26 protein-coding genes are annotated in these 24,274 nt (G+C 32.3%); all 26 read left to right on the forward strand.

Annotated elements, in window-relative coordinates; all coding sequences use genetic code 11:
- Nucleotides 1-2 precede the first annotated feature (2 nt).
- Nucleotides 3-1,310: a methylenetetrahydrofolate--tRNA-(uracil(54)-C(5))-methyltransferase (FADH(2)-oxidizing) TrmFO gene (gene trmFO, locus EJN67_RS02920; protein WP_129722107.1), complete on the forward strand. Its 1,308-nt coding sequence runs from the start codon at nucleotides 3-5 to the stop codon at nucleotides 1,308-1,310.
- A gap of 63 nt (nucleotides 1,311-1,373) precedes the next feature.
- Entirely contained in the window at nucleotides 1,374-1,904 is a 531-nt protein-coding gene (gene hslV / locus EJN67_RS02925; protein ID WP_129722110.1) for an ATP-dependent protease subunit HslV, read from the forward strand.
- Between the two features lie 11 nt (nucleotides 1,905-1,915).
- Nucleotides 1,916-3,292 carry an ATP-dependent protease ATPase subunit HslU gene (gene hslU / locus EJN67_RS02930; RefSeq protein WP_129722113.1) on the forward strand — a complete coding sequence of 459 codons (1,377 nt, stop codon included), beginning with the start codon at nucleotides 1,916-1,918 and terminating at the stop codon, nucleotides 3,290-3,292.
- Between the two features lie 15 nt (nucleotides 3,293-3,307).
- Nucleotides 3,308-4,045: a GTP-sensing pleiotropic transcriptional regulator CodY gene (gene codY, locus EJN67_RS02935; RefSeq protein ID WP_129722116.1), complete on the forward strand. Its 738-nt coding sequence runs from the start codon at nucleotides 3,308-3,310 to the stop codon at nucleotides 4,043-4,045.
- Nucleotides 4,046-4,114: 69 nt separating this feature from the next.
- Nucleotides 4,115-6,535, forward strand: coding sequence for a sugar phosphate nucleotidyltransferase (locus EJN67_RS02940; protein ID WP_129722119.1), 2,421 nt, complete (start codon nucleotides 4,115-4,117; stop codon nucleotides 6,533-6,535).
- Nucleotides 6,536-6,852: 317 nt separating this feature from the next.
- A complete protein-coding gene (locus EJN67_RS02945; protein WP_243641217.1) occupies nucleotides 6,853-8,490 on the forward strand; it encodes a ribonuclease J in 1,638 nt (545 codons plus the stop codon).
- Nucleotides 8,491-8,581: 91 nt separating this feature from the next.
- Nucleotides 8,582-9,763: an endolytic transglycosylase MltG gene (mltG, locus tag EJN67_RS02950; RefSeq protein WP_129722122.1), complete on the forward strand. Its 1,182-nt coding sequence runs from the start codon at nucleotides 8,582-8,584 to the stop codon at nucleotides 9,761-9,763.
- 52 nt (nucleotides 9,764-9,815) lie between these two features.
- Complete coding sequence (locus tag EJN67_RS02955; RefSeq protein ID WP_129722125.1) at nucleotides 9,816-10,469, forward strand: O-methyltransferase; 654 nt, start codon at nucleotides 9,816-9,818, stop codon at nucleotides 10,467-10,469.
- A gap of 3 nt (nucleotides 10,470-10,472) precedes the next feature.
- Nucleotides 10,473-11,705 (forward strand): peptidase U32 family protein, encoded by a 1,233-nt coding sequence (locus EJN67_RS02960; protein WP_129722128.1) that lies wholly within the window; start codon nucleotides 10,473-10,475, stop codon nucleotides 11,703-11,705.
- 90 nt (nucleotides 11,706-11,795) lie between these two features.
- Nucleotides 11,796-12,503, forward strand: coding sequence for an RNA polymerase sporulation sigma factor SigK (gene sigK / locus EJN67_RS02965; protein ID WP_129722300.1), 708 nt, complete (start codon nucleotides 11,796-11,798; stop codon nucleotides 12,501-12,503).
- Nucleotides 12,504-12,567: 64 nt separating this feature from the next.
- Nucleotides 12,568-13,056: a YqeG family HAD IIIA-type phosphatase gene (locus EJN67_RS02970; protein ID WP_129722131.1), complete on the forward strand. Its 489-nt coding sequence runs from the start codon at nucleotides 12,568-12,570 to the stop codon at nucleotides 13,054-13,056.
- A gap of 2 nt (nucleotides 13,057-13,058) precedes the next feature.
- Nucleotides 13,059-13,889 carry a shikimate dehydrogenase gene (aroE, locus tag EJN67_RS02975; RefSeq protein WP_129722302.1) on the forward strand — a complete coding sequence of 277 codons (831 nt, stop codon included), beginning with the start codon at nucleotides 13,059-13,061 and terminating at the stop codon, nucleotides 13,887-13,889.
- A 198-nt stretch (nucleotides 13,890-14,087) separates the two neighbouring features.
- A complete protein-coding gene (locus EJN67_RS02980) occupies nucleotides 14,088-15,686 on the forward strand; it encodes a GspE/PulE family protein (protein WP_129722134.1) in 1,599 nt (532 codons plus the stop codon).
- The gene (locus EJN67_RS02985) at nucleotides 15,667-16,902 is read left to right on the forward strand and encodes a type II secretion system F family protein (protein WP_129722137.1); all 1,236 of its coding nucleotides are present in this window, start codon (nucleotides 15,667-15,669) and stop codon (nucleotides 16,900-16,902) included. Before EJN67_RS02980 ends, EJN67_RS02985 begins: the two co-directional genes overlap by 20 nt.
- 12 nt (nucleotides 16,903-16,914) lie before the next feature.
- The gene (locus EJN67_RS02990) at nucleotides 16,915-17,265 is read left to right on the forward strand and encodes a type II secretion system protein (protein WP_129722140.1); all 351 of its coding nucleotides are present in this window, start codon (nucleotides 16,915-16,917) and stop codon (nucleotides 17,263-17,265) included.
- 25 nt (nucleotides 17,266-17,290) lie between these two features.
- On the forward strand, nucleotides 17,291-17,734 hold the full coding sequence (locus EJN67_RS02995; RefSeq protein WP_243641218.1) for a type II secretion system protein: 444 nt from the start codon (nucleotides 17,291-17,293) through the stop codon (nucleotides 17,732-17,734).
- A complete protein-coding gene (locus tag EJN67_RS03000) occupies nucleotides 17,731-18,399 on the forward strand; it encodes a type IV pilus modification PilV family protein (RefSeq protein WP_165000696.1) in 669 nt (222 codons plus the stop codon). The genes EJN67_RS02995 and EJN67_RS03000 overlap by 4 nt, the downstream gene beginning before the upstream one ends.
- 6 nt (nucleotides 18,400-18,405) lie before the next feature.
- On the forward strand, nucleotides 18,406-18,897 hold the full coding sequence (locus EJN67_RS03005; RefSeq protein WP_129722149.1) for a PulJ/GspJ family protein: 492 nt from the start codon (nucleotides 18,406-18,408) through the stop codon (nucleotides 18,895-18,897).
- Nucleotides 18,878-19,921, forward strand: a complete 1,044-nt coding sequence (locus tag EJN67_RS03010) for a hypothetical protein (protein WP_129722152.1) — start codon at nucleotides 18,878-18,880, stop codon at nucleotides 19,919-19,921. The genes EJN67_RS03005 and EJN67_RS03010 overlap by 20 nt, the downstream gene beginning before the upstream one ends.
- A gap of 12 nt (nucleotides 19,922-19,933) precedes the next feature.
- Nucleotides 19,934-20,827, forward strand: coding sequence for a type IV pilus biogenesis protein PilM (pilM, locus tag EJN67_RS03015; RefSeq protein ID WP_129722155.1), 894 nt, complete (start codon nucleotides 19,934-19,936; stop codon nucleotides 20,825-20,827).
- Nucleotides 20,820-21,380, forward strand: a complete 561-nt coding sequence (locus tag EJN67_RS03020) for a PilN domain-containing protein (RefSeq protein ID WP_129722158.1) — start codon at nucleotides 20,820-20,822, stop codon at nucleotides 21,378-21,380. Before pilM ends, EJN67_RS03020 begins: the two co-directional genes overlap by 8 nt.
- The gene (locus EJN67_RS03025; RefSeq protein WP_165000697.1) at nucleotides 21,349-21,888 is read left to right on the forward strand and encodes a hypothetical protein; all 540 of its coding nucleotides are present in this window, start codon (nucleotides 21,349-21,351) and stop codon (nucleotides 21,886-21,888) included. Before EJN67_RS03020 ends, EJN67_RS03025 begins: the two co-directional genes overlap by 32 nt.
- A gap of 53 nt (nucleotides 21,889-21,941) precedes the next feature.
- The gene (locus EJN67_RS03030) at nucleotides 21,942-22,457 is read left to right on the forward strand and encodes a shikimate kinase (protein WP_165000698.1); all 516 of its coding nucleotides are present in this window, start codon (nucleotides 21,942-21,944) and stop codon (nucleotides 22,455-22,457) included.
- Between the two features lie 6 nt (nucleotides 22,458-22,463).
- Complete coding sequence (locus EJN67_RS03035; protein ID WP_394347505.1) at nucleotides 22,464-23,336, forward strand: TIM barrel protein; 873 nt, start codon at nucleotides 22,464-22,466, stop codon at nucleotides 23,334-23,336.
- 48 nt (nucleotides 23,337-23,384) lie between these two features.
- On the forward strand, nucleotides 23,385-23,828 hold the full coding sequence (gene aroQ / locus EJN67_RS03040; protein WP_129722170.1) for a type II 3-dehydroquinate dehydratase: 444 nt from the start codon (nucleotides 23,385-23,387) through the stop codon (nucleotides 23,826-23,828).
- A 45-nt stretch (nucleotides 23,829-23,873) separates the two neighbouring features.
- Nucleotides 23,874-24,230, forward strand: coding sequence for an aminopeptidase P family N-terminal domain-containing protein (locus tag EJN67_RS03045; protein WP_279387713.1), 357 nt, complete (start codon nucleotides 23,874-23,876; stop codon nucleotides 24,228-24,230).
- The last annotated feature ends 44 nt before the right edge of the window (nucleotides 24,231-24,274 follow it).

A 24,274-nucleotide genomic window follows, 5' to 3' on the forward strand; every position in this document is an offset into this window, starting at 1 on the left:
ATATGAAAAATGAAGCAATAGTAATAGGAGGAGGATTGGCTGGTTCTGAAGCAGCTTGGCAATTGGCTAATAGGGGTATACATGTTAAGCTGTATGAAATGAGGCCATCAAAAAAAACACCTGCCCATCATACAGGAAATTTGGCAGAGTTAGTATGTAGTAATTCGCTCAGATCAGATAGATTAGAAAATGCAGTGGGACTTTTAAAAGAAGAAATGCGCAAACTAGGTTCTTTGATAATGGAATCGGCAGATAAGAATAGAGTGCCTGCAGGCGGAGCATTAGCTGTAGATAGACATGCTTTTTCCCAATATATAACAGGCAAGATATCAGCCCATCCGAACATAACCCTTATAAATCAAGAAATAGATGAAATACCAGAGGGTTACCCAGTAATAATAGCAACTGGCCCCCTATCTTCATCATCCATATCAAAGGCTATAAAAAATATGATAGATGTGGAATATCTATATTTTTATGATGCTGCTGCCCCTATTGTTAGCTATGATTCTTTAGATCATACTAAAGTATTTAAAGCTTCTAGATATGGTAGAGGCGATGACTATATCAACTGTCCTATGACCCAGGAAGAGTATGAGCTGTTTTGGAATGAACTAATTAATGCAGAGGGAGTTATCCTTAAAGAGTTTGAAAGATCAAGTGTTTTTGAAGGATGCATGCCGATAGAAGTGATGGCGAGGCGTGGTATGGATACATTAAGATTTGGGCCATTAAAACCTGTTGGCCTCTTGGATCCGCGAACTGGTAAGCAACCTTACGCCGTTGTTCAGCTAAGGCAAGATGATACAAATGCATCCATATATAACATTGTGGGATTTCAAACCAATCTCAAATTCGGTGAACAGAAGCGGGTGTTTTCATTAATACCTGGTCTTGAGGGTGCAGTATTCATAAGATATGGAGTAATGCATCGCAATACATTTATAAATTCTCCTAAAACATTGAACTGTTTTTATCAGATGCGCTCAAATCCTTTTGTGTATTTTGCTGGTCAAATAACGGGAGTGGAAGGCTATGTAGAATCGGCTTCAAGTGGTTTAGTAGCAGGTATAAATCTTGCTAGACAGCTTTTAAATAAATCTCCTATTGATTTTACTAATTTTACTGCCATAGGAGCCCTTTGCCACTATATCTCTGATGAAAGAATAAAGAATTTCCAGCCAATGAATGTGAATTTTGGTATAATGGAACCATTAGAATATAGGGTAAAAAACAAGCAGGATAAGAATAGAAAAATATCCGAACGCTCGCTGAAAATTATAGAGGATATGATAGATTGCAATGATTGAAGTTTGTAGAAAAATGTGTTAAGCTGAAAATAGTTTTAATAAAAGATGGAAGGTGACATAGCCATGATAAAAGCAACTACTATTGTAGCTGTAAAAAAAGGAAATAATGCAGCTATAGGAGGAGATGGGCAAGTAACCTTTGGAGAAAATACCATAATGAAACATGGAGCAAAAAAGGTTAGGAGATTGTATAATGGAAAAGTAGTAGTGGGTTTTGCTGGATCTGTAGCAGATGCATTTACTTTGTGTGAAAAATTTGAAGCAAAATTAGAGGAATGTTCTGGTAATTTAAAGCGGGCAGCTGTTGAATTAGCCAAAGAGTGGAGATCAGATAAAATGCTGCAAAAACTAGAAGCAATGCTTATTGCAATTGATAAAAATGATTTATTTATTATATCAGGAACCGGGGAGGTTATTGAGCCGGATAACAATATTGCTGCTATAGGTTCTGGAGGTTCTTATGCATTGGCCGCTGCAAAAGCCTTGCTTGATAATACCGATTTAAGTGCTAAAGAAATTGTTCAAAAGTCTTTAGAAATTGCATCATCTATTTGTGTATATACAAATGATAATATATATGTGGAAGAAGTTTAGGAGGGACAAAAGTGGAAGAATTAACTCCAAAACAAATTGTAAAAGAACTTGATAGATATATAATTGGGCAGCAAGCTGCAAAAAAATCTGTAGCTCTTGCCCTTAGAAGTAGATATAGACGTAGTAAGTTAAATCCGGAATTGAGAGAAGAGATTACCCCTAAAAACATTGTACTTATTGGCCCTACTGGTGTGGGAAAAACAGAAATTGCTAGAAGACTTGCAAAACTGGTAGATGCACCGTTTGTGAAAGTAGAGGCTACAAAATTTACAGAAGTAGGGTATGTTGGTAGAGACGTGGAATCTATGGTGAGAGATTTAGTAGAAGCTTCAATACGAATGGTAAAAAAGCATAAGATTGAAGATGTAAAAGATAAAGCTATACAAGCTGCAGAAGAAAGGGTGCTTGATGTTCTATTTCCTACCAAAAAAAGAAAAACCCAAAATCCGTTTAATATATTTATGGACGATGATGAAAAAGATAATGACGATGAAAAGCCAGCAGATTCATTTATTTCCACAAGGGATAAGCTTAGACAAAGACTACATGATGGTAAGTTAGATGATACTCAAATAGAAATAGAAATAGAGGACAATCAATCACCGATAGGCATTATACCTGGTGTAGGAAGCGAAGATATACTTATACAGATGCAAGATGTATTTGACAATATATTCCCCAAACGCATAAAGAAAAAAAAGGCCACTGTCAAGGAGGCACTTAAGATATTTGAACAGGAAGAGGCACAAAAACTCATTGACATGGATGAAGTTATAGATCAGGCAATAGAAGCAGTAGAGCAAAAGGGTATAATTTTTCTTGATGAGATAGATAAAATAGCGGGAAAAGAGATGGGGAGCGGACCGGATGTATCCCGCGAAGGTGTCCAAAGGGATATATTGCCCATAGTTGAAGGAACAACTGTAATGACAAAGTATGGTCCTGTAAAGACGGATCATATGCTATTTATTGCAGCAGGTGCTTTTCATGTGTCAAAAGTTTCAGATCTTATTCCAGAATTACAAGGTAGATTTCCTATTCAAGTAGAATTGGATAGTTTGACGGAAGAAGACTTTAAAAATATACTAACGCAACCTGAAAATGCGATAATAAAGCAGCAAACGGCTCTCATGGGAGTGGAAGGTGTTAAGTTGAAATTTACAGATAGTGGAATATCAGAAATTGCTAAGGTTGCGTATATGATGAATCAGACAAAGGAAAATATAGGCGCTAGAAGATTACATACTGTTATGGAAAAGCTTATGGAAGATATATCCTTCAATGCAGATTCATTAGCGGGTCAAACTATAGAAATAGATGATAAATATGTAGATACTGTTTTAAATGATATTATAAAAGGTAATGATTTACAAAGATATATACTCTAATAAGGAGTGAAATAGATGTCACGCAAATTACTGGAAAAAACCAGAAGACTGAATAAAGTTCTTCAGAATTCTGGTTCAGATCCAGTACTTTTTTCTGATTTATGCAATGTTTTGGGAGAAATACTGGATTGTAATGTATTTATAATAAGCAGGCATGGGAAAATGCTAGGTTACAAATTAAGTAATAAGCATAAGGAATGTTCTATATATAATAGTATGATTGATAAAGGACGGATATTAAATGGTTTTAATGATCAACTGCTTTATATAAAAGAAACAAAAGCAAACGAATGTCAGGATATTTCTAATGGAATTGTTACTATTGTTCCTATTATTTGCAGTAATAATAGACTAGCAACTCTTATTTTAGAACGATGTAACCCTTCTTTTACTGAATATGATTTGGTAATAGCAGAATATGGGGCTACCATAGTAGGGATAGAGATAATGCGTGCAAAAGCTGAAGAGGCAGAAAATAGGGCACGTAAAAAAGCAATGGTGCAAATTGCCATATCTAGTTTATCATATTCCGAATTAGAAGCGATGGAACATGTGCTTAGAGAATTAAATGGAGAAGAAGGGCTTATTATAGCGAGTAAAATAGCCGATAGAGTGGGAATTACCCGTTCAGTTATTGTAAATGGACTTAGGAAACTTGAAAGTGCAGGCGTTATAGAATCAAGGTCCTTGGGCATGAAGGGGACATATATAAAGATAATGAACGATGAGCTGTTATGTGAGTTAAATAAATAAAAAAGTTCTGCATAAGGTGCCATAGGTATATGCATACTAATAGTATAAACTTGCAGAAAGGGTGGTATAGTGAAAGCTATTATAATGGCTGGCGGCGAAGGATCGCGCTTACGTCCACTTACATGCGATATACCAAAACCTATGGTTCCTGTAATTAATAGACCAGTTATGGAGTATAGTGTAGAGCTTTTGCGAAAATATGGTATAGAAAATATAGGTATTACTTTGCAATATCTGCCCCAAAAAATACAAGACTATTTTTTAAATGGGGCAAAATGGGGAGTAAACTTTGAATATTTTATCGAAGAAACACCTTTAGGCACAGCTGGAAGCGTTAAAAATGCTCAAGATTTTTTAGACGAGACGTTTATTGTTATAAGCGGTGATGGTTTAACAAATATAAACCTTAAAAAAGCTATTGATTTTCATAAGAAGAATAATTCCATTGCTACTTTAATATTAAAAAGAGTTGAAGTACCTCTCGAGTACGGGGTGGTTGTTACTGATAATGACAGTCGAATTACTAGATTTTTGGAGAAACCAAATTGGAGTCAAGTCTTCAGTGACACTGTAAATACCGGAATATATATATTAGAGCCTGAAGTTTTGAATTATTTTAAATCAGATGAAAAATTTGATTTTAGTCAGGATTTGTTCCCAATGTTGCTAGAAGACGGGAGACCTATGTATGGTTATATAACCGATGAATATTGGTGTGATATAGGAAATCCAAACAGTTATTTAACAGCACATTATGATATTTTAGATGGTGTATCTGGCATACAATGGAACAAAAACGATCAAAAGGGAAAAAAACATATAGGAAGTAACAATGAAATCGATCCTTCAGCTGTAATTGAAGGGCCTTGCTATATAGGAGATTATAATTATATAGGTAAAGATGTATATATAGGACCATATACTGTACTAGGCGATTATAATACATTGAATAAAGGATGCAGCATAAAAAAAAGTATAATATGGAGCTACAGCAACATTGGTAAAAATTCAGCAATTAGAGGTGCATCCATATGCGAAAAAGTAAATATTGGAGATGGTGTATCCATCTATGAAGGTGCAGTAATAGGCAAAGAATGCAATATCAATAATAAGGTAACCATAGCTCCCGGTATCAAGATATGGCCTAATAAAAATGTACAAGAAAATGTTGTAGTAAATTCTAATGTGGTATGGGGAAGTTCAGTTGATAAAAGTTTATTCGGTAAGAATGGTGTAACTGGTGCAGTTAATACAAATTTAAATACTCAATTTGTTACACGATTAGGAGCATCTTTTGGTGCCTATTTAAAACCTGGTAAAAGGGTAGTTGTAAGCAGTGATGGTAGTAATGCAAATGATATGCTACAATATGGAATTACTGCTGGGCTTCTATCATCGGGGATAGAAGTGTACCTATTAAAAAATGTGACATTGCCTGTGTTAAGATATGTTGTACGTAGATTTGAATTAGATGGAGGTGCCCATATTTTTTCAGCTATTGACAATCCTGCATATTCTAATATTGCTTTTATAGATTCACAAGGCATATATCTTCCGCCTTCTGCTGAAAGAAAAATAGAAAATCTATTTTTTAGGGGAGATTTTCCAATACAACCTTGGAATAGATTGCACAAGGCAACGACACTCAGTGATATAAATCTGTTTTATATAAGAGATATACTGGATAATAGCGATGTTTCCGCTATAGCAGAGAAAAATTTCAGAATATTATTATCTACTGAAACGGATTTTATCTTTAGCATGGCAAATAAAGTATTGACAGAATTAAACTGTACGATTCAAAAATGCCAGAGACAAGATATCCCTAAAATGCTAAAAAACGGTGAATATGCAATGGGCGCTATATTGGATAATGGTGGGGAAGATATTGAATTGTATGATGATAAGGGAGTTAAACTTAAAAATGAAATGCTTCTTGTTCTTAAGAGTTTTATTTGTTTAAAATCAGGAGCAACTTCTACCATTGTATTGCCTTATAATGCACCTACAATTATTGATGATATGGCCAAAGACTATAGAGTAGATGTGATAAGGGCAAAGGTTACTAGACAGTCAGTTATGGAAGAGATGGTTAAAGGAGACCAAAAATGTAATAAAGCATTTTCTCTATATTTTGATAATATATTTTTGATTTCACAATGTTTAGAGATAATGGCGAAGGAAAATAAAAGACTGTCAGATATACTAGAAAATATGCCTAAATTTTATATGATGGAAAAGGCGATAGAGTGCCCATGGACTGAAAAGGGCAAAGTTATGCGTACTTTGATAGAAGAGCAGACAAAAAATAATTCGGATATGGAATTATTTGAAGGTGTTAAAGTTAATCATAAGGGTGGTTGGGCTCTTGTACTTCCTGATTCGGATGAAGCAGTATGCAAAATATATACACAAGCCTTTTCTGAAGAATATGCAAAGGAATTAACAGATTTTTATGAAAAAAAAATAAATCAGATAAAATCACAATAACATGTATAACTGTTAAATCATATTATATAAAAAGGATAGAAAAAGGCTAGTATAGAGGGCTTTTCTATCCTTTATTTGATTAAACTACATAAGGGCTTATTGATTAAACTACCGAAATAAAGTATAATGAAAATATTGGCTTTGATCGGAAATAATATAATATTATCATGTGAGGAGGATATTAATTAGTGGCATCAAGAAAAAACAACAACAATAATGGGAACGATAATGGACATAACAATGGAAACGGGCATAATAACAACAAATGTAACCATAAATCCAATAACAGACAAAGGGCTAATGTTAAATCGTTAAAAATAATACCTTTGGGGGGAGTTTATGAGATAGGGAAAAATATGACCGTAATTGAATATGGTGAGGATATAATAGTTATAGATTGCGGGTTAACATTTCCAGAAGACGAGATGTTAGGAATAGATTTGGTTATCCCAGATACATCTTATCTTTTGAAGAATCGTGATAAAGTGCGCGCTATTATCGTTACTCATGGTCATGAAGATCATATAGGTGCTCTTCCTTATGTTTTAAAAGACATTAATGTACCTGTCTATGGAACTAAGCTTACTTTAGGTTTAATTGAAACCAAATTTAAAGAGCATCGTATTACAAATGCTAAGCTAGTATGTGTCAAGGCTAAAGATACTGTAAAAATAGGCTGCTTTACAGTAGAATTTATAAAAACCAGCCATAGTATAGCTGATGCAGTTGCCTTAGCCATACATACCCCGGTTGGTACTATAGTTCATACTGGTGATTTTAAAGTGGATTATACGCCTATAGATGGTCAAGTTATTGATCTTGGAAAGTTTGCTCAATTGGGGCAAAAAGGTGTATTAGCTCTATTGGCTGATAGTACTAATGTTGAAAGACCAGGATATACAATGTCGGAGAAAATAGTAGGTGAGACTTTCGAAAATCTATTTGGAACTGCTAAGGGACGTATTATAGTAGCTACTTTTGCATCAAATATACATAGAATACAACAAGTAATAAATGCAGCAGTAAAATTTGATCGTAAGGTGGCAATATCGGGCAGGAGCATGGTAAATGTTGTTTCCGTAGCTTTAGATTTAGGATATTTAGATGTTCCCCCAAGAGTACTTATTGATTTGGATCATATAAATGATTATCCGGATGATAAATTAGTAGTTATCACCACAGGAAGTCAGGGAGAGCCTATGTCAGCTCTGTCACGTATGGCTAGCTCGGAACACAGAAAATTGGATGTAAAACCTGGAGATATGGTTGTTATTTCAGCAACTCCAATACCCGGTAATGAAAAATTAGTATTTAGAGTTATAAACCAGCTCTTTGAGAGAGGCGCTGAAGTCATATATGAGAGTTTAGCTGAGGTACATGTATCTGGCCATGCTTGTCAAGAAGAGTTAAAGCTTATACACACATTGGTAAACCCGAAGTTCTTTATTCCTGTACATGGAGAATATAGGCATTTAAAACGGCATGCAATGTTGGCTGAATCTTTGGGAATGCCCAAAGAAAATATTTTTATACCAGAAATAGGATCTGTCCTTGAATTTACTCCTAATTCGTGCAAAGTGATGGGATCAGTTCCATCAGGCAGGGTACTAGTAGATGGCCTTGGTATAGGTGATGTAGGAAACATTGTACTTAGAGATAGAAAACATCTATCTCAAGATGGGCTTATGGTAGTAGTAGTTACTATCTCGAGGGATAATGGAGATATTATTGCTGGGCCAGATATAATTTCTCGCGGTTTTGTTTATGTCAGGGAATCAGAAGAACTGATGGAAGAAGCAAGAAAAACCGTAAAATTAATATTAAATCAATGTGGTGAAAAAAATATTACTGATTGGGCTACAATAAAGTCTAATATAAAGGATGGGTTAAGAAACTTATTATATGAAAAGACCAAGAGAAATCCTATGATTTTGCCTATTATAATGGAGATATAGTTTGTTTATAGGAGGTTAAAAATTCCTCTATCTTGTCAAAAAAAATATAATAATATATAATGATATAAACTGATAAGATGGAGGTTTGGTAATGATTGATACTGAGCAAGAAAAAAGGCAGGCCATTGAGGCTAGAAATAATAAAAAATCTCAGCTTGACAAAAAAAATAATGATAAAAATATATTAAGACAGTTTATGATCTATGCTATAAGTTTGAGTATTGTCCTATCTACAGTCCTTATACTCGTAAAAAGTTCATATAAAAAATATATAATGGCTGTTGATCCAAAAGACAAATCAGAAACAGTTGTTGAAATACCAATGGCTACCTCTGCGAGGGGTATTGGCGATATTTTATATGAACATCAACTTATAAGGAATAAGGGAGTATTTAGGATACTTATAGATCTATCCGACAAAGCCTCTAAAATTAAAGCTGGGAAATATAAATTTTCTAAAAGCATGAACCTTAATGAAATTATAGACGGACTAACTACAGGAGACGCATTTATACCACAAAAGAAATTTACCATACCAGAGGGTCGAAATATACATGAAATAGCAAGTGCTTTAGAGCAGAGCAAGAAATTTTCATTTACAGCGGATGATTTTATAAAAGAAGCATCCGATATAGATAAATATGCTAAAGAATTTTCCTTTTTAAAGGATATACCGCAACAAAGGAAAGAAGGCAAGTATGCTCAATTTCCACTTGAAGGATATCTTTTCCCTGAGACCTATTTTGTAGATGAAGACGCAACTGCAGAAGATATAATACGCGTAATGTTAAAGCAATTTGAAAACGTTTATAGGGGAGAATACAAAGCAAGAGCAGATGAATTGGGTCTTACTACTGACCAAGTAGTTTCATTGGCTTCTATTATCCAGAGTGAGGCCAAGTTAAAAGATGAATTTCCAAAGATATCGGCTGTATTCCATAACAGAATAAAAAAGAATATGGCACTTGAAGCATGTTCGACTATTCAGTATGTTACGAGTAGAAAAAGTTTGGTAGTAACAACACAGGAGACTAAGATAGACTCAAAATATAATACTTATAAATATAAGGGCTTACCCATAGGACCTATATGTTGCCCTGGTGAACTAGCTATAAAAGCAGCCCTTTATCCAGATGAAGAGTTTATGAATGCAGAAAAGCCATATTTGTATTTTGTATTAAAAGATCCAAATGAAGGTAGCCATGTTTTCAATTATGACTATAAAGCTCATTTACAAGATAAGAAAAAATATGAAAGCCAATGGCAAAATTAATACCAAAGCAAGGTCCACATAAAAAGTGGACCTTGCTTTTTGAGGGAGACATATGGATAGAATAAACAAAGAATATATATATGAATTAATAAATAATTTATCAAACTATAAAGATACAGATGTAATGCTGTCCATAAGAAAACAGGCTCAAAATAACCAGCTACCAATTTTACGTAGGCCAGTAGCTTGTCTTTTGGATATACTAATAAGATCATCTAAACCCCAAAATATTTTGGAAATAGGTACTTCGATAGGATATTCTACAATGGTTATGCTGAATGCCTTAGGGGAGACTGGGAAAATATATACTATGGAAATGGATGACAAGATAGCAGATATGGCGATAAATAATTTTAAGCAGGCTGGAGCTTTAGAACGTGTGAAACTTTTCTGGGGAGATGCTAAAGAAATACTCTATTATATGGAAGGAAGCTTTGATTTTATATTTATGGATGGGCCTAAAGCTCAATACCTAAATTATTTGCCATATTGTTTGGATCTATTGAAACCAGGAGGCCTTTTAGTATGTGATGATGTGCTGTTCTATGGTATGGTTGCCAATAAGCAAATTATAAACAGACGCAAAATAACAATCGTAAAGAGAATGAAAAAATTCTTAAAGATTATATCGTATCACCCAGATTTGAACACTGCAATAGTACCTCTTGGAGATGGAGTATCTATAAGTTATAAGAAGGAGGCATGATCAATGTTTAAAACACCTGAACTTTTAGCACCTGCAGGAAATTTGGAAAAATTAAAGATGGCCATATTGTATGGTGCAGATGCTGTATATATAGGTGGAAAGCAGTTTGGACTCAGGGCTTTTGCTGATAATCTCACATTGGATGAAATAAAGGAAGGACTCGATTTTGCCCATGCAAGGAATAAAAAAGTGTATATTACCATGAATATATTCGCACATAATGAAGATTTTGCTGGTATGGAAGATTATGTACGTGCTTTGGCTAATATGGGGGTAGATGCCATAATTCTATCGGATCCTGGTATATTTTCATTGGTAAAATCAGTAGCACCTAATATGGATATACATTTGAGCACTCAGGCTAATACTACAAATTGGCGAAGTATTCTTTTTTGGTATAAACAAGGTGTAAGCCGTGTAATATTAGCGAGGGAATTATCAATAGATGAAATAAGACATATAAGACAAAATACACCTAATGATTTGGAACTAGAAGCATTTGTACACGGTGCAATGTGTATATCCTATTCTGGCAGGTGTCTACTTAGTAATTATTTGACAGGTCGTGATTCGAATCGTGGAAAATGTGCCCATACATGTAGATGGAAATATCATCTAATGGAAGAAAGTAGACCTGGAGAATATTTTCCTATAATAGAAGATGATAGGGGGGCATATATACTTAATTCCAAAGATCTTTGTATGATTGAGTATTTACCCTTATTGATGGATGCAGGCTTAAATAGTCTTAAAATAGAAGGAAGAATGAAAAGTAGCTATTATGTTGCTACAGTAGTTCAAGCTTATAGGCGGGAGATAGATCTGATACAAGCTAAAAAAGGGAAATACCAATTTAATTGTAGATCACTTGATGAATTAAAAAAAGCGAGTCATAGACCTTTTACTACAGGATTTTATTTTAATAAGCCAACGGAAGAAGATCATAAATATGATAGTAGTAGCTATATAAGGGGTTATGACTTTATTGGTGTAGTATTGGATTATATTCCAGAAGAAGGTCTAGCATTGGTAGAGCAAAGGAATTTATTTGAAATAGGGGATATTGTAGAAATAATGATTCCAGGGGAAAGTTTTGTTCAACATGAAATAAAAGAGATACTTGATGAGAATAAAAATCCTATTGCTCGGGCTCCACATCCCCAACAGCATATATATATTCCAATAGATCGACAGTTACCAGCATATTCTATTATAAGACGCGGGAAAAAGGGATAATATATTAAAAAAAGTATTGATAATACAGGCACAATTTTCCTTCAAATTTCATAACATATAAGGTGAGTGAGTTTTGAAGGGGATGATGCCATGCTAGCAATCTCTGGTACTATATTATACTTAGTAAAAGATTTATTTATTTTAGTTTCTCATATTTCTGGTAGTAATTCTTTTCCTCAGCCATTAACACCAGAAGAAGAGAAATACCATCTGAAAAGGTATGCCGAAGGCTTTGAAGAATCTAAGAACATTCTTATAGAGCATAATCTTAGACTAGTTGCTCATATTGCAAAAAAGTATACCAATACGGGCAAGGATATGGATGATTTAATATCTATAGGTACTATAGGATTGATAAAAGCCATATCTACTTATGATCCAAGTAAAAATACACGATTAGCCACCTATGCAGCTCGGTGTATAGAGAATGAGATATTAATGTCTATTCGTTCATCTAAAAAATCCAAAGGAGAAGTTTCGTTGCATGATCCAATAGGTATAGATAAGGAGGGCAATGAAATTTCTTTGATGGATATATTGGGCACAGATCCCGATTCAGTAGTAGACGAAGTGGAGTTAAAACTGCAAATAAATAAATTATATAAAAAGATGAAGTCGGTTCTGAAGGACAGGGAGCAAATAGTATTGGAAATGAGGTATGGACTAGGTGATGGTGAAAACAAAACACAAAGGGAAATAGCACAAATGCTTGGCATATCTAGATCATATGTATCGCGCATTGAGAAACGTGCAATATCAAAGTTGAGCAAAGAATTTAAGGCAGAGGGTTGTCAATGAACATTGACAACCCTTTTTTATTTGTATATCATTCTAAGTATAACTTGGTTTGAGGAGTTGAAAGGTGATAAATAAACTGATACCTAATGAATACTTAGAAGATATTTACCAAATAGATATGGCCAGGCTTTTTAAAAGTGGATATAGGAATTTAATTATGGATATAGATAATACGATAATGCCATGGAATGAATATGTTATTACTCCTAAACTTGTACGTTGGGTAAATCAAACTATATCTATGGGCTTTAAAATATGCTTATTATCCAACAATAATATACAAAGAGCCCATTCTTTGGCTGATAAACTTGGCATCATGGCAGCAAGTAATAGGGGGAAACCTTTACCAAGAGCATTTATATCTGCTATTAATGCATTGCAGGGGACGCGAAGAGATACAATTGTAATTGGCGATCAAATATTTACTGATATTTTGGGCGGGAATATTTTAGGTTTATATACTATACTTGTAGATCCAATATCTCCAAATGAATTTTTTGGTACAAAAATCAATCGCTTTATGGAGAAATTTATAAGAAGGAGGATACTTTGAAAATGTTAGGTTTAATTGGACATCCTGTAGAACATAGTCTTTCTCCTAAGTTACATAATACTATATATAAAAAGTTGAGATTAGAGATTACATATTCAGCTTATGATATATTTCCTGAAAACTTAGAAAAGTCAATTATAGCATTAAAGGAACAGTCATTTCTAGGTTTTAATGTAACTATACCATATAAACAAAAAATTATTGAATATTTAGATTATATAGACGAAGAAGCAAAAATAATAGGTGCTGTAAATACTGTAAAGATAAAAAATGGGAAAATGATTGGATATAATACTGATGGAATGGGTTTTATTGAATCTTTGCACAGAAAAGGAATAAAAATAGAAAATAAAACTGCTTTAGTGATTGGAGCAGGTGGAGCATCAAGGGCTATATGCACCTATCTTCTAAGAGAAGGTGTATCAAATTTATATATAGCGAACCGTACACCAAGTAAAGTATATGCTATTATAATGGATCTAAAGAATATTTGTACTCATAATATTATTGAATATATGCCATTTAGTAAATTAAACTCTATAGGCAATATTGATATTGTTGTAAATGCCACTTCCATTGGTATGTGGCCACAAATAAATGATAATCCAATCCCAGATTATAAATTTAGACCTAATACCGTATGTTTTGATGCTGTATACAATCCTTTGAAAACAAAATTTCTTGAGGCTGCAGAGAACGAAAGTTGTATAATAATCAATGGTATTGATATGCTTATTTTTCAAGCACTAAAGTCTATTGAGATATGGTTAGAAACACCTATTCCCAATGATATTTTTTCATACGCGAAAAGCGTGATATTCGTCGACAAATAATTTCAGAAAAGCCTATAAATTGTATTGCAAAATACAGAAATCTGTTGTATTATTGTGTTATATGGTAAAATTATGTTATATTATTTTAAATATAACAATATCAAATACGGGTGGTGATGTGATATTGCCAAAACTGTTATTGATATATTATTGAATAACGGCTCAATTAGTCGCTCTCAGTTGGAATATGTATTGTCCATGCAAAGCAAGACTGGCCAATCTTTAAACAAGATTTTAATACAGGAAGGTATAATAAGCGAAGAGTATTTAATAAATCTAATGACTGATTATTTTAATATAGAATTTATAGACTTAAATAATGCGTCATTAGATTCCAAACTGCAAAAATATATACCCTACTGGTTAGCAAAAAGACACAATATAATTCCAATCAAGATAGACAATAAAAAAATTTATGTAGCTATGGATGACCCATTTAGTCCTAATATAATAGAGGATATAAAGACTATATCTAAATTACATGTTGTACCAGTTGTTAGCTATCGTATACAGATAAAAAATGCTATTGAGCGTTATTATAGCCAGGCCATAGCCGAGAAGGCTCTTAAGAATTTTGAGGCTGGAACAGTTAAAGAAGTACTAAATGAAAATACTGACATCTTGGGGTCTGAAAAGCGTTTAGATTATGCTCCAATTGTAGTATTCATAGATAGTATTATAGAACAGGCACTATCATATGAAGCTAGTGATATACATATAGAACCGCTAAAAGCTACAGTACAAATCCGTTTCAGAATAGATGGCACATTAATACAAATTATGGATATACCTAAGGCAATACATGAAAGTATTATCAGTCGTTTAAAGGTATTAAGCAAGTTAAATATTACAGAGACCCGCTTACCCCAGGATGGGCACTGGATTCAGAATATAAATGGGAAAGATGTAAATTTTAGATTATCTATTATCCCTACTATTAATGGAGAAAAAGCAGTTATTCGAATATTAGATGATAAGTATTTTCTCATGTCTAAAGCATCTCTTGGATTTAATAAACATAATAGTATTCTTTTTGATAAATTGTTAGAGAAGGGGAAGGGAATTATCCTAGTTACAGGTCCAACTGGCAGTGGAAAAACTACTACACTTTACACCATGCTTAAGGAATTGGATTTTAAGACACAAAACATAATTACTATAGAGGATCCTATAGAATTATCAATAGATGGTATTAATCAGATTCAGGTTAATAACAAAAGTGGCTTGACATTTTCCAATGGCCTTAGAGCTATACTACGTCAAGATCCAAATATAATTATGGTAGGAGAAATAAGGGATGAAGAAACTGCAGAAATTGCAATTAGAGCAGCTATAACAGGCCATTTAGTACTATCTACTCTTCATACCAATGATGCTATGAGTAGTATAATGCGCCTAGTCGATATGAAAATTCCAAGATATCTTATAGCTGAATCTCTTGAAGGCATCATTTCCCAAAGATTAATTAGAAGAGTATGTAAACATTGTTGTGAAGAATATATTCCTACTAAAACACAATTAGATATGTTAAATATAGACAACATAAATAATCTTGTTTTTGTAAAAGCAATTGGATGTAGCTACTGTAATAATACTGGATATGCAGACCGTATAGCAATACATGAAGTATTTATTCCAACGGAAAAACATAAAATGCTCATACACGATGGTGCTAGATATGATGAAATAGTCAAATGTTCTATTGATAATGGTATGACTACCCTAAAATCCGAGGCAATCCGACTTCTATGTGAACAAAAAACTACTTTTGAGGAAGTTGCTAAGGTTATTTACTAAAGGGGTGATACTCATTCAACAATATAAGTATATTGCTATAAATATGGAAGGTAAAAAAATACAGGGCGTTTTTAGTGATATATCTCAAGAACACGCATTTCAAAAATTGAGACAGCTAGACTATTATCCAATACAAATAAAAGCTGTAAATAATTTTAAGAAGAATGGATTTAGTGATAGCAAAGTTCCGGACAAATATATGGCGGTGTTTTGTTATAAATTGAGTACTATCGTTAAATCTGGTATACCTTTGATGGAAGCATTAAAGATTATTCAAAAACAAACGGATTATAAACAACTTGAATCAATCTTAGATGATATGTATTTGGATATACAAAATGGATATAGTTTGGCCCAAAGTATAAAAAAATATAACAGGCAATTTCCTTCCATATTTGCGGCAATTGTAGAAATTGGAGAAACAAGCGGGAATTTGGATACTTGTCTCAAAAGAGCCGGAAATTTTTTTGAGACTAGGCATAATTTGCGTAAAAAGATAAAAAAGGCATTTGTCTATCCTACAATGGTTCTTATTGCTACGTTAAGCCTATTATATCTGCTTCTAACATACATTTTCCCAATGTATGTTTCTATGTTTGAACAAAATAACATTGATCTTCCTAATATCACTAAAGCATTGATTTCTATAAGCGGCTTTTTTGCAAGACATGGCATTTATCTTATTGTTGGAATTCTTATAGCTATACTCGCAGTAAATGTATATAAAACAAACAATTCTGGGAGATTAAAGTTGGATAAGATGAAATTAAACATGCCTGTATATGGCAAGATTTTTCGCCAATTGTTTACCATTGAATTTTCAGGTGCATTGTGTATGCTGTTAGATTCAGGCCTTAATTTGGTTAATAGTTTGGGAATAATAGCGGATATAATGGATAATTACGCCATTAAAGATCTCATATTACAGGCACAGCATAATGTAAACTATGGTGGCAAGCTGTCTAATGAAATAAAAAAGTTAAATTTGTTTCCTTCACTATTTGTAGAAATGCTATATGTAGGGGAAAGTTCGGGAAATATAATCCCAATGGTAGATCAAGTAACATATATTTATATTCAGGAAGTTCAGGCTGATTTAGAAAAAATATTATCCTTAATAGAACCTGTTACTATAATAATTTTGGGAGTAATTGTGGGATTTATAGTCCTGGCAATAATATTGCCTATGACTGAATTAATAGGTATCCTAAAATAAGGAGTGGTTTTTATGTTTGATAATAAAGGTTTTACTTTAATAGAATTGATAGTTGTTATATGTATTCTAGGCATATTATCTACCATTGTTTTACCTAGAATGATGGATAATGTACAGACTGCCAAAGATACGGTTGCAGATGTTAACGCTAGAACATTGGCAAATATTATTCAAATATACAATGCTGAACAAACTGATCAAAGCAAAATATTCAAAAGCCAAATTATAAAATCGGAAACAGATAAATCTAAAATACCAGATGAAATTAAAGAACGGATCCCGAAAAATTTTGACTGGACAAATATGTCTGAAGTAAATGTAGATGAAAAGGGAGATGTGGAGATAAAAACAAAGTTAAATTAAAATGGGGATGAGATACTTGATAAATATGAAAGGTTTCAGCCTTATTGAATTGATAATAGTATTAAGTATATTAGCCGTTCTATCCTGTATAATTATTCCCAACTCATTATCATTGGGGAATAATATATTGCTAGAGATAGAAGCACAAAAAATAGCTCAGGATATTAGACTTGCCCAACAACTTGCGGTAATAAACAATTATACATATATATTTGAAATAAATTGTAATAAAAAATTATATATAATACGAAAAAATAATGCTTTTCAACTTCCTGACAAAAAGGCAGAAATATCACCTGGAATATACTATATAAAATCTAATTTTGATAAATATGGAGATTACTATCGAATATATTTCAATTCAAATTCTATTCCAGCTCAAACGGGTACTATTAAGCTATATGATAGATATGGAAGAAAAAAAGTAATCTCTGTTGCTGTAGCTTCAGGGAGGGTGATTGTACGTTGATAAAAAATTCCCAAAAAGGCCTAAGCTTGGTTGAACTATTGATCTCCCTATTTATTATATACATTGTAGTTCTGCCTTTTATAAATATGATACACATATCCAGCCAGAATATGCGTAGTTCAAGAGATCAAATAGAATTATCTTTTTTCTCAAAAAAATGTATAGAAATGATGAAGAGTATGGATTATGCAGAGGCATTACAGAATTATAATGGACAAATAAGAGAGATGGATGGATATTTTGTAGAGTTTTCATTACAACCATGCAATAACAATGGTAATATTTTTGCTATTATAATAAACGATTGCTATGTAGATATGGTATATCCATGTGGACGATTAAAGAGGCTAAATTATGAGGATGGTCAAAATATATTTGTAGAAGACGTACCAAAGAAAATGCCAGTCGAGATAAATGCATTAAAGTATTATGAGCATAAAAATATAAATATTATCATGAGTAATAATACAATTAGTGATGTCTCTCTATATCTAAATTCTAGCAATGCACATTTAATAAATATATTATCATGCTCTGTAACCCAATATGTAGGACATTACTACAAAGATTATTTACTCTTTGACACAACTATAAAGATATATGATCAACTTTCAAATGAACAACCATTGTATACTTCCAATAATATCATTAAACTGGAGATATAGAAGGTCATGAAAGAAAAAGATAGAAGAGGATATACCTTAATAGAGCTTGTGGTTTGTATATTTCTACTTGCAATTATTTGCCCTTCCATATATTCATTTTATATAACCAATATTAAATACTGCTATGAGTCAATAAGAAATATGGAAATAGAGCAACAAGTGCGTATAGCCATGTCTTATATAGACAGAATATTGCATAATACTTACGAAGATGAAGTCAGAATAATGAATGGCACTATTGGTGGTACATATCTTATTATAAAAGATCAAATGTTTGATCTTAAAGGTACGACTCTGAGAGTTGAATACAACTATAATAGCGGAATAATAAGGAAAAATCCTTTGGCAGAAAACATTATAAGATTTGAGGCATATAAGAACGGAAATCTTTTGACGGTTATCATCGGAGGGGGAATAGATGAGGAAGCTTTTAGCCTTTCTAGTGAGGTTTTTTTAATATCTAGAGATGAGGGTCAAAATGAATCAGCTATTAAATAATGACGGAATGATGTTAGTCTTATCCGTTTTAGTCGTTATGCTTATGTTGACTATTGGGATCGGGATTATATCATTAACAGAAAATAATCACAAAATGGTCTTAAATGACAAGGAATATCGTGAAAGCTATTATATGGCTGAATCAGGATTATATTATAGCTTGGATTTTATGCAACAAATTTTAGAAGATACTATGTCTAACTATATAAATAATATACAATTTTTTAATACCTTTGAAGAAAAAACTATTGGTAAAAATGAGACTATACCTACGAGTTTGAATGATATTATCCATGGAAAACAGGTTAACATATCCATCAAACGGATAAGTAGTGGTAATGATTATAGAAAATATCAATTATTATGTGAAGGCATCTCAGGTAAGGCAAAAAGTAAAATTAAAGCAATAATAGGTATATCTCCAATAGTTAATGTAGGTTTAAATGACGAACATCCTGTACTAAAAAATGCATCTGTAGTATCTGGGCAAAAAGTATCAAATGAAATTGCAATTGATGGTCATGTGTATGATCAAACTAATACTACAAAGTACTTATTGTATAGTTATATAAATGACTTTAAAAACTGGGATGAACTTAATAGATATTATGACTGCAAAAATGGGGAAATAGTTTTAGAAAACGGACATTATGTGATATATAGCAACAGTGAAGTGCTGGGAGATCATGAAGAGCCAATAGTTTTCATAACTCCGCAAAATGATTATAGGGACGTATATATAAGTGAGAATATACATACAGTATATGGTTTGTTTTGTATAGGAGGAAATTTAATGTTTTTAGGAGATGAAACCACGGTATATGGGTCAATAGTAACTGAGGCGGGAGTACATAATATACTACCAAATAAACAACTATCAAATAAGATTGTTTATGATAGATATGTAATAATGAATGCTATAAAGCATTCTGATTTTAAGAATTTCTTTAACTATTCACCAGATCATAAATACAGTAAATTTAATATGTTTGAAATTATATCGATATCAGATTATTATGAATGAGGAGAAAAACAAATGCGTAAAAATATTATAGGATTAGACATAGGATCAGCATATATAAAGATGATAGAAGCAAATTTAAGACATGGCTTTAAGGTAGAACATTGGGCCAGTATACCAAATTCATGTAAAATATTAGGCGATGATGTTCTTTATAAAAAAACAACTGAGGAAATTATCACTAGATGTATGAAATATAATGGATTTACATCGAGAAGGGTTAGTTTATCTCTCTCTCATCCTGAAGTTATAGTGAGGAGTCTAGAACTTCCTATGATGGGATATTACCAAACACTATCAAATATCAAATTTGAATTTTGTCATCATTTTGGTATCAATGAAGATTTGTATAAATTTGATTATAGAATAATCAAATTTATACAGCAGAACAATTCAGATATACAGCAAATACTAGCAGTTGCAGCACCTTTAGAGATTATAAAAACCTATATGGAAATTATCAAACGATGTAATTTAAATCTTGCTTTTATAGATGTTCCTGAAAATATATATGGAAAATTATTTGGATCTATAGAAGATGTAGTATGCATAGTTGATATAGGTTATAAGCAGATAGATATGTTTATATATGATCAAGGAGTTTTTTGTATTGGGAAACGGTTGGGGTCACTATCTTTAGATGTAATTCAAATAGAAAATAGTATAATACAACTTATAAATTACTATAGTTCTAACCATGGAGGTATTGTTTCAATGATTATATTAACTGGGGGGCAACTTTTGCATGATAACTTAGACGAAATTTTGGGCAAGGATCTGAATATACCAGTAAAAACAATTGATAGATATGATTTAGGCAAGGATATACTATTTGATGAATCTATAGCACTTCCTATTTATGCTAAGGCTATAGGGGCTGCTTTAAGAAAGGATAGTACATATGCATGATATAAATTTAGTCACCAAAAAAGATGTTAAACATACAATAATGGATAAAAAACATGAATTCTTAATAATTATTATTTTCATTTGTATGTGTTTTTGTGGAATATATAGACCTCTCTATAAAAGGAAAAAGGTTTACAGACAATTAGAAGAATATAGGAAATATGAGCTAGAATATAATAAGGTAGGCAGAAAGAATCAGGATTATGATTTGATGTTAATGGGAAATGAACAATATAAATTAAGTGTGTATAATGAAAAAGTAAATTCCTTATTGTCAAAAATGCAAACTCAAAAGCCAGAATCAATATATATCAAATCTATAAAATATGAAAGAGAAAATATGGAAATAGAAGTATTAGGAACAAGAGAGTTAGATATTATTAATTTTATCAAAAATATAGAGAATATGGACGACTCTATTAAAGTTAATATAGATACCATTACAGAATCCGATCAAGATAATCTTATAGCGTTTGTTATACATATTATTTTAAATAACAACGAGGATGGAGATGAGGTTGTTGAATATTACAACGAGGATAGGATTGAGTAATAGGGAGAAACTTTTTATTTTAGCATTAATCGTTGTTTTAATATCTTCCATATATTATAGTTTTTTTTATATCCCCATAAAGAACGATATAAAAATTGCTTTGGCCGAGATAGATAGTATTAAGAGTTCAATTGATCAAATGGAATTTTATAAATCAGCACATTATAATATAAGAAAAGAATATAAGACTATTGATACTTCTAAAATCATAAAGGATGTAGAACAAAAAGATATAGCTCTGTTTTTATGCGAAACCTTAAATAAATATAGTGAAGAAAAGTCAATATCCTTCAAAAAAGATCAATACTATAACAATTTAAAATGTATGCTTGTAGAAATAGAAGGAAGCATGGATTATAATAACCTTATAAAACTGCTAAAACATTTAGAAGAAGCTCCTTACTATAATATTATAGATAGTATTGATGTACAGATGTTATATTTAAAAGGAGACAATATGTTTGTAAAGGTGAAATTATCTGTTGAATTTTTATGTTTGCATTCATAGCTTACTTTATTTTACCTCTGCAAAATGATATAATTATAAAAAGGAGGGCTCTGATGCCTATAAATATAATACTAGCTGGTTTTATGGGAGTTGGTAAAAGTACTGTAGGGAAAATACTTGCTGATAGGTTGGATTGGGTATTCTTTGATACTGATACATTGATCTCGGATAGTGCAGGTATGTCCATTTCTGAAATATTTTCTACATATGGGGAACAATATTTTAGAAGTTTAGAAAATCGTATAATCGATGATATAATAATTAATAGCAATATGGTAATAGCTACAGGAGGAGGTTTAATCTTAGACCAAAGTAATTTTGATCTAATAAAATCAAAAGATTCAGTAATAATTGTTTTAGACGCTCCTTTTGATGTAATATGGAGCCGATTGCGGTTCTGTGATGATAGGCCTATAATAGTTAATAATTCAAAATTACAAATTAAAGGACTATATGAAATTAGAAGGCCTATATATTATGAACGGGCTGATTACATAGTATCCATTTGTAGCAAGACGCCATACGAAATAGCTAAAGAAATAGAATGTCTACTAGATTTACATCAGTAGGAGGCGATTTTAATAAAGACAATAAAATTTGGACCATCAGGGAATTCAGATTCGTTTTACGAGCAAGGTCATAAATCCAGTATAGATATGCCCAAATGGCTACATGATATGGGGCTTAACGCATATGAATACCCATGTACTCGAGGTGTAAATATAAAACGAGAAACTGCGCAAAAGTTAGGATTTGAAGCGCAAAAGCATGATATATTTCTCAGTATACATGCTCCATATTATATAAATTTGGCTGCACAAGATCAACATAAGCAAGAAAAAAACAAACAGTATTTGTTAGATTCTTTGCAGGCAGCTCAATGGATGGGAGCTAAACGGGTAGTATTTCATCCTGGCTCTTGTGGTAAACTGAATCGAGAAAAAGCAATGGATTTAGCGATTACATCTCTAGAAAAGATATTGGAAGATGCAGAGCCTTTTATAAAACAAGGAATAAGCCTATGTCCGGAAACTATGGGAAAACAAAATCAATTAGGTATTTTGGATGAAGTGCTCTATATATGTTCACTTCATGAATCGCTTTTACCCACAATAGACTTTGGACATATTAATGCATTAGGAAATGGAAGCATAAAATCTAAGCAAGATTATACCTATATACTAGACCAAATACAACACAGGCTTAAAGATGAAAGGGCATATAAATTTCATGTACATTTTAGCCGTATTGAATATACTAAGGCGGGAGAGAAAAAGCATTGTACTCTATCAGATATACAGTATGGGCCGGAATTTGAACCATTAGCAGAACTTTTAGCAGAGCGTGAACTACATCCAGTCATTGTATGCGAGTCACGAAACAATATGGCAGAAGATGCATTAAAGTTAAAAAAAATATTTGAAGAAAAAATTCATCTAGTCAACTGAGTTTTTTTGTGATAATATATATTGGAAATTGGATAGAGGGGTATGAATATGAAGATCCTCATTATAAACGGACCTAATTTGAATTTATTAGGAAGTAGAGAACCTAGCATTTATGGTACTATGGAACTGCATGATTTAGTAAACTCTATTAAAAAATATGGAGATAGACTAGGTATACAGGTACAGCATATACAATCCAATAGTGAAGGATGTTTGATAGATGCCATTCATAATTCAGTAGGATTATATGATGGAATAGTATTAAATGCAGGCGCTTATAGTCATTATAGTTATGCTTTGAGGGATGCTATAGCAGGGATAAATGTTCCTGTGATAGAAGTTCATATAACTAATATCTATAATAGGGAAGATTTCCGTAATGTTTCTGTAATCTCTCCTGTATGCATAGGACAAATTAGTGGTTTAGGGATTGATGGATATAAGCTTGCCTTGCAGTATTTTTTCGATCATAAAGATAATGAGCACTGTTAAGGAATATTAAGCGGGGCGATAGGCATAAAAAAGGTAGATAGGCTTATTAAACAAATTGAATTAAGTGAAGTTGATGGAGCTATCATTATGATGCAAGAGAATATAAAGTATTATTCTAGATTTACAGGCGAAGAGGGTATAATCATGGTTCATTCATTTGTTCAATATTTGATCGTAAAAGATGAATATGTGGAGCAGGCAAAACATCAATCTCCAAATTATAAGATCGTAAATGCTAATAATAAAGATGCATTGGGTTTTTTAAATATTGTTTTTAAAGAATTAGGTATACATACTATATGGTTTGAAGAAGATTATATTAAACCATGGGAATATGAATCTTTAAAGAATAATCTTGAACAAGTGAAACTTATTCCAAAAGATGGCAATACCTTGATTTAAGATGAGAAATTACACTATTAAAAATTGATTCAATGCTAGGTTAT

This window comes from Xylanivirga thermophila, assembly GCF_004138105.1.
Classification (GTDB): Bacteria; Bacillota; Clostridia; order Caldicoprobacterales; family Xylanivirgaceae; genus Xylanivirga; species Xylanivirga thermophila.